The organism is Sphingobacteriaceae bacterium (assembly GCA_016715905.1).
GTDB lineage: Bacteria > Bacteroidota > Bacteroidia > B-17B0 > Aurantibacillaceae > Aurantibacillus.
On sequence record JADJXI010000012.1, the window covers coordinates 1 to 7,076 of the forward strand.

At 30.4% G+C, this 7,076-nt stretch carries 3 protein-coding genes; all 3 read left to right on the forward strand.

Annotation, left to right across the window (positions count from 1 at the left end; translation table 11 throughout):
• The first annotated feature begins 3,820 nt into the window (after positions 1–3,820).
• On the forward strand, positions 3,821–4,870 hold the full coding sequence (locus IPM51_12205; GenBank protein ID MBK9285060.1) for an AAA family ATPase: 1,050 nt from the start codon (positions 3,821–3,823) through the stop codon (positions 4,868–4,870).
• Positions 4,871–4,998: 128 nt separating this feature from the next.
• Complete coding sequence (locus IPM51_12210) at positions 4,999–5,541, forward strand: hypothetical protein (GenBank protein ID MBK9285061.1); 543 nt, start codon at positions 4,999–5,001, stop codon at positions 5,539–5,541.
• Positions 5,531–7,076: VWA domain-containing protein (locus tag IPM51_12215; GenBank protein MBK9285062.1), on the forward strand; the 1,546-nt coding region annotated here is incomplete at its 3' end. The genes IPM51_12210 and IPM51_12215, both read left to right, overlap by 11 nt.

The following is a 7,076-nucleotide window of genomic DNA, read 5'->3' on the forward strand; positions in this document are numbered from 1 at the left end:
ATTTTCCCTATTGCATTTTAATATGGAATTTATCCATGAAGTCAGAAAAGACTTATGTTGAAATCGACATTTCTAACAGTGAACCTTCATCTAATTGGTAAAACATTTAAAGCTTAATTGGAAAAAAAAAAAGATGTAATAAATCTTGTAACTGGTTTCCAAGACCTCGAAATTCAAATGAATAGTATTTCTACTGCCTTTAAGTAATGCAATAAAAGTAAAAGACCAAAATACAGACACAAGGCGATTAGAGCTAGACCAGATTTTTTCAGCTCAATACAATATGAAGTAAAGGGAAACGCTTTCAAAAATTCAAAATATGTAAAGATTTTATCTTCCCATGCTGTAAGGCGCTGGAGCATTTTTGTTAATTCAAGAAATTTTCTTGAAAAGTCTCCTAGTTCTTTAGGCTGTAAGAAAGAAGAGTACCAAAACCAACTCTGGTTGAACGATGAAATAAATCTTGATACCATACTGCACCAATTGCTATAGAATTTTATGAATGATTGTGGGCAAAGTTGTTTGAGCTTGGTTTTCAATTCAAATCAAACTCCAGCTGCTTAAGAAACAAGTTTCTTACTTAGGAAAAAATCATATCAAATTAATAACTCATTTCTTTCCTTTTAAAACTGAAGAAACTAAGAATTGCGACATTAAAAGAGATGGATTTTAAGCTGCAACTTCAAATGATAAAATAGGTTTAGCCTATTTGGCTTTCAAATAATACTTTTTCAGAAGAGTCAAAATTAGTTTTGGAAAAAAGGTAAAATTGTCTAGTAAAACCTATTTTAGTAGTCCTAACCAAATGGCTACAAAAAACATCGGGGAAGATTGATAATCAGATGGCTTGGTTGGGTACCAAATTAGGCGTTGTTCTAATAGAACACAATCTAGTGCTATAGATAAATTAAAGAACTGAATGAAGAAGCGGAAAAACTTGGGTAAATAAAATATTACCATATATAGAGGTATATGGATTTTTAGATAAAGATGAGTTATATGAGGGAATTCGAAGTTATTAGGGCAACAATTAAGTCATATAAATATTGGAAATGAAAATTTTAAAATATTTTATCAAAAGGAGCTCAAAAATATACGCACACCTTACTTAACTGAGCACAACCTAACGCGGAAGGAACCATATTGGCAGTTGTTCGTTTCAAAACTGAGTACCGGGAGAAAAGATCCTGGGCTCTGGCCTGCCAAGCGCGTTGCCCTGCCCCCGTCTGAATTGAAGCCAATTCAGTCACAGCACTTGCAGTGGAATGAGAGGCACTTGTGCTTCGGAGATTTCCATGCCGGGAAGCGCGGGCTTGTTTCGAGGTTTGAACGTTAAGTGCCATTGTGTTGGGCTTAGCTGTTTTATGAACAAGGCTGGAAAAAGAAAATAAAATTAGTAGGATTATAAGGCTTTATGACTGTTTCTAAAAAATTGAAATAATTTTTCTGCAGGCCAAAGATATAAATTTCTAAGGCATTGTAAAACAAGATCTATACCTCAAGAACCAACACAAAAGTTTCAGTTTTGAGAAATATGAACATTCTGAAGGATTTGAAAGAGAATAACGAGGATAGATGAATATGTAAGGATAACTTTAGTTAAACTCTTGATAGAAGAGCAAGCACAGGACATTCGCAGTTAAGCCCCAAACCTAGGGCTTGAAAAAAAGTGAATTGTTTAGAGCTGAGTCAGCCAAAGCGCTAAGCATTAACAAATCCTACGAGAGTAGCTTGAGTTAAATATTAGGCTGAAACTAATTGATATTAGGAACTGGAGTTTAGAACAATAGGTCCGGAAAATCGAGAACAGTGGACGTTTAGGGAAAGGAAATAAAGATATAGCGAATATATGATAGTTTATCTCACAAACAATTTTTGAAATGTTGTGAATTAAAGCGTTATGAATTATGAAAAGTAATAATTAGAGGAAAGGGTATCCATGAGAACTATGAAAGTCATTAAACCCAGTAAGTTGGATTTGCCTTTTAAGAGATATAGGGGAAACCATAGCCTTTAAAATTAGGAGTTAAATAAAAATTTAAGGATAGAATTATAACTAATTGAATATAAGCAAAAGAGTCAAAACAACAATCAATGTGTATATAATTCCATTCTGGGCTTTATTTATTATTCAAATAAAAAATATGAAACTGTTGTTAGATGTAATTAACCTTTGTCGAAACATGACTTTTTGGACTCTTTTCTGAAATTGATTTTGAACGGGTAGACTGGAGTAGAAAGTACATTAAAAAATCTTAGTATTGCAGGAGACAATTAAAAATGGGAATTGGTTTCTAACAACAGAAAAGTTGAGTCCGCCCATAAATGACGGAATTAGGAAAAGAAACAGGGAATATATTGGATAATTATTTATTCAAATAGAAATTAGACCAAATAATAAACCTTTAGAATCGCCTTTTTAAATTAAGAAATTGAAGCCTGATTTTTAAGAAATAAATAAAAATATTGAAGAAGCATAAATCAAAGAGTAGATTACAATAAAATAATTAGAAAAATGTAAAAATAAATAAAGAAATGATTGATTAATAAACCGTCGCACAACAAAGCATACCCACTGCGGAAGTGAGTCGAGTTGGAAGTTCTCACTTCCTTGCACCGAGAGAGAGCTTGGTCTCTCCAAGCAAGTGCAGTGCCTTCGCTTGTTTGGAAGCTTACTCAGTCACAGCACTTGCAGTGGAATAAGCTCACTTGCTCGGTGAAATCGCCAAGGGCGACTTCGGGTATGCTTGAACGTTGTGCGACATTACTGGCTTTATGATTTCGATAAACAGAATTGTTTTGTTGAATTTTGAACTGACGCGAAAGGAGTGTAAAATCGGGCAAAAGCCTAAAAGATGTAATTTGGACTTTTGACATTAGGTATGATGACAAAGAATTAAGCTAGGAAAGTGGGCTTGAACTGGTACATCTGGAATAGAAAGTAGAGAAAGGTGATTTAATGGACATCATTGGTAGCCAGTCCTATCGGTTAGCCACCGAAAAAGTTAAGGAATCTGGAATTGAACAATAAGCATAGAATCAGATATTATGTAAGGAATGGAAATAGGGTTTAAACTGGTGCGTGAAAAATAGAAAGTAAAGAAAGGCAACATAATGAACGTTATTGTTAGCCAATCATAAAAGTAAGCCACCGAAGAAATTAAGGAATCTGGAACAGAACAATAGGCAAGGTATTAGAGAATTAAGCTAAAAAGTAACTTGAACTGGTATATCTGGAGTAGAAAGTAAAGAAAGGCAATATTATGGTCATTATTGGTAGCCAGTAATGGAAGTCAAGCCACCTGAAAAGTTAAGGAATTTATGAACAATAGGTAAAGAAACTGATATATGGAATGAATAGAAAGTTGGCTTGAGTTGAAACATTAGGAGTAGAAATTAATATTAAGCCTATAGAAATAAATTCAAGAAGTGTGAAGAAGCATCGAAAAGGAAATAGCTATTTATAAAAAAATAGGCTTAATTATGACATTAGGAAATAAAAATGGAAATAAAACGTCGCACAACAAAGCATACCCACTGCGGAAGTGAGTCAGAGTTGGAAGTTGCTCACTTCCTTGCACCGAGAGAGGCTTGGAACTCCAAGCAAGTGTTGTGCCTTCGTTTGTTTTGGAAGTTACTCAGTCACAGCACTTGCAGTGGAATAAGCTCACTTGCTCGGTGAAACTCCCTATCGGCAGCTCTGTAGGGTGGGCATATTATTAAAAAAAAAAAAAAAACCTATTTTTTAGAAAAAAAAAAATTTTATAGAATAAAATTATCATAAATTTTAAATTTATTTTCAAAAGGTAAGTAAAACACTATGGAATTTATTGAGAGAACAAAAAAAATATTAGAAAGCATAAAAACTGGTATCTATGAAAAAGACGCTGCATTATCTATGGCATTTTTAACTGCGATGGCTGGTGAGAGTATATTTTTACTTGGTCCACCTGGGGTAGCAAAAAGTTTAATATCAAGAAGGTTGACTTTAGTTTTTAAAGATTCGAAACATTTTGAATATCTTATGTCCAGATACTCAACTCCAGAAGAAATATTTGGTCCTATTTCTATAAGTAAATTAAAAAATGAAGACAAATATGAAAGAAATATTGAAGGATATCTTCCAAAGAGTGATGTTGTTTTTCTGGATGAAATTTGGAAGGCAGGTCCTTCGATTCAAAATACATTATTAACAGTTATTAATGAGAAAAAATTTAGAAACGGAAATCAAGAGGTTTCTATTCCACTAAAGTTGTTAATCAGTGCTTCAAATGAATTACCAGCTAAAGATCAAGGTCTTGAAGCTCTTTGGGATAGGTTTCTAGTTCGTATTTATGTTGATAATATAGAAAGTATAAAAAGTTTTCAAAAAATGATATTGGACACTCAAAATATTTATGATAATAATATTGTAGATGAATCAATAAAAATTAATAATGATGAATACAATACATTTAGACAACAGATCAATGATATACAAGTTGAAGATGTTGTTATAAATGTTATTCTTTTACTAAAAGAAAAAATCCAATTACATAACGCCATATTACATCAAAACAATAATCAATTAAATATAATCTATGTTTCAGATAGAAAATGGAGGAAGATTGTAAATTTACTTAGAACATCGGCATTCCTAAATGGAAGAAATATAGTGAATCTAATGGATTGTTTTTTGATTCCTTATTGTCTTTGGGAAACAACAGAACAGTTAGATATATTGTTTAGTTTATTAAAGGATGTAGTTGAAAAATCATCTTATAGTCAACTCTTAAATATTGGAGCATTAGAAGAAGCAATTCAAAATCTTAAAGATGATGTGAAATTGATATTGGAATTTGGGATAGCTACTATGTCAATAAAACATTAAATATTTATATTAGAAAAGAGGAATATGAAAATAAAAAAGATAATTCACCTTTAAAAATTTATAGAAAAGAAAATGACGAATCTTTTATTGGAGTGAATGAATTTTTCTATAAGTCAAAAAATAGAAGTTTGCTAAAGTTAAAAACTTATAAAGGAACTTATGGCAATAATACTTATTATAAATTTTCAAATCCTTATAATAATGATTATCCATATATAAGAACAGAAGAATTTCACAATATGAGTCATAGTAGTAGTAGTAGTGTTTATTTTCGTCGACTTGATGATAGTGCTAATTCATATGGTAGTTTTTACAAATTAAATGATGAACCTGGAATTAGGTATAGTAGTAATGATGTGAAATATTATCTTGAATCAGAAAATATACAATTGCTTGATGAATATAGAGTTATGAGAGGCAAGAACCAGATTTCTAATATAGTTCAAGAAGTATATAATAAAAAATTCGAAGAATATTTAAACGAAATAGAAAATAAATATCAAGTTCTCGATAAGCATCGCCAGAACAATAAAGATATAGAATCTAATTTATTAATTCCTGCTGATTTTTCTAAATATGTTAAGAGTAATCTCAATAATATAGACGAAAAACTTGGAATGTTGAGAGTGAATCTAAATGAAATAAGAGACTTTTATACTAATGCTAACTGATAAAATCTTCAAATCCATTAATCAATTTTTAAAATATGGGTATATTAAAACTGAGGAATATAGGAAAAAATTGATTGATTATACATTATCTCTAATTAAAAATAAAGGAGAAGGAGAAGTTACAAATCTTAAAGAAAGAGATGAATATTATATTGTATGTGATAAAATTATTAATGAAAAGAAAAATGATATACGATCTATTACAGAGAATAATGAAACATTACAAGATGATTTATTAAAAGAAGTCATTTCTTTTCTGGAAAGCACAAATAAAAAAATTATAAATAATAAAGTAAAGTATGAACAAGAAAAAAAACAAATCCAAAGTTTAATGAATTACAATGAAGTACAGTTTCGTAGAAAATGGAAAGATATAAAATCAATTACAAGTCAATACAACGATATAAATCATAATTTTTATGAAAAGGAAATCGAAAAAAGTAAAAATGAAAAAGATCGAAAAAAATCTATAAGGGATATTAAAAATGCATTTGTTAAAGCTTGGAATGAAAGTTTTACTAAAAAGATCATTAAAGAAGAATTGGAACTAATTGAATCAGAAAGAAAAAAGTTTATAAAAGATTTTTATGAGCGAATAGATAAAATCAAACAATTACAAGGTCGGTTAAAACCAATATTTAAAGAACTTGGAAGGTTATGGGATTTGTCTTCTGGTGATTGGACTGATTCTGGTATAGATGTATTAATAGAATATGCAAGGATGTTAGAAAATAACCATTCCTTGGAGAACTTTGTTGATTCACTTGGAAGAATGAGAAAAGCTGAAATTGAGTATGAAGAAGAAATTCGTAAAAAAATTGTATATGTTTCTTATTACAAGCCAGACCCAGCATTTAAGGAGGAAGTGGTGGGAGTTACAGAAGGAAAAGACTTGAATCGACTTTTACCTTCAGAACTAGCACTCTTAGACGAAGATTTAGAGACCATTTTTTTTAAAAAATATATAGAAGGACGATTACAAAATTTTGAATATTCTTCTAAGTTTTTAGATTACAAAGCAGAAACAATAGAAGAGAGGATAAAAAAACAAAAAGAAAATAAAAAAGGTCCTTTCATTCTATGTGTTGATACTTCAGCTTCTATGAATGGAACACCTGAGGTAATTGCAAAAACTCTTTCTTTTGCTTTTTTAAAAAGAGCAGTAGAAGAAGACAGAAAATGTTATCTTATCTCATTTTCTACAAAAATAGAAACATTGGAACTAACATCTTTCAAAACCTCTTTTAAAAATGTTATTTCGTTTTTACAAATGTCTTTTCAAGGAGGCACTGACTCTACTCCAGCTTTGGAGCATTCTTTAAAAATGCTAAAAGAAGAAAATTATAAAAAAGCTGATGTTGTGATGATATCTGACTTTGTTATGGATAAAATTCCAAATGATACTGAACAAAAGATCATTGATGCCCAAAAGGATAAAACAAGATTTCATTCTTTACTAATTGGTAGTAGCCAAAATGAAGAGACAATTAAAATATTTAATACAAATTGGGTTTATGATGCTAATGATCCAAAAG